The 829-nt window shown below is 71.8% G+C and carries 1 pseudogene; it reads right to left on the bottom strand.

The window, feature by feature from the left end:
- Positions 1 to 829 (bottom strand): annotated as a pseudogene (locus tag TOK_RS23075) (benzoyl-CoA-dihydrodiol lyase); the annotation flags it as partial.

Genomic DNA, 829 nt, shown 5'->3' with positions numbered 1-829 from the left:
CATGATCCGGATCTCGTCGTCCCAGTCGATGTCGTCGGGGGCGTCGGTGACCAGGCCCAGGTCGACGGCCTCACGGGCCTCGATCCGGCGGTCGGTCTCCTTGTGCAGCGTCGCGACGTGGTCGTCGTCGCCGTAGAAGCGCGACGCCAGCCGGGTCAGCCCGTTGCTCATGGGGAACGCCCCGAAGTTCGACTCCGACAGCATGATCTGGGCCTCGTCGCCCTGCTCCGAGCCGTCCTCGTCGAGCGTGCCGTCGAGCATGTACTGCCGGTCGCAGGCCAGCGCCAGCTCCAGCAGTGCGCCCGCGAAGCAGGAGCCCGGCTCGATCAGCGCGACCAGTGAGCGCGACGTGACGTCGAGCCGCTTGAGGACACGCTTGAAGTAGTGCCGGATCTCGTTGACCAGCCAGTCGTCGCGGGAGTGCTCGGCGATGACGCGTTCCATCGCGAGCGCGTCCTCGACGTCGCCCTCGGTGCGGATCAGCCACGTGCCCAGCTCGAGCTCGTTGGCGCGCAGCCGCAGGACCAGGTCGTCGAGCTCACGGGTCATGGCGAGCGGCCAGAAGTCCGCCCCCAGCTCGTGGACGCGCGTGAGTGACTCGGGCACGCCGCCCTCGGGCCCGCGCACGAGGATCTCGACGAGCCCGCGCTCCCGGTCGAACTCCGCGGACACGTGCCGGTACCGGATGCCGTCCGGGGTCTCCTCGCGCTGCAGCGGCGGCAGCGTGATGCCGGTGGCGCCGGCGGGGCGCGACGAGCCGGCGGCGGCCGCGGCGGCGCGTTCGGCGACGGTCTCGTCCCAGGCGCGCTTGGGGACGACCTCGTCGACG

It is taken from the genome of Pseudonocardia sp. N23 (assembly GCF_002583555.1).
Classification (GTDB): domain Bacteria; phylum Actinomycetota; class Actinomycetes; order Mycobacteriales; family Pseudonocardiaceae; genus Pseudonocardia.
The sequence above is the reverse complement of the archived record's forward strand: the minus strand, read 5'-3'. Positions and strand labels throughout refer to the sequence as shown.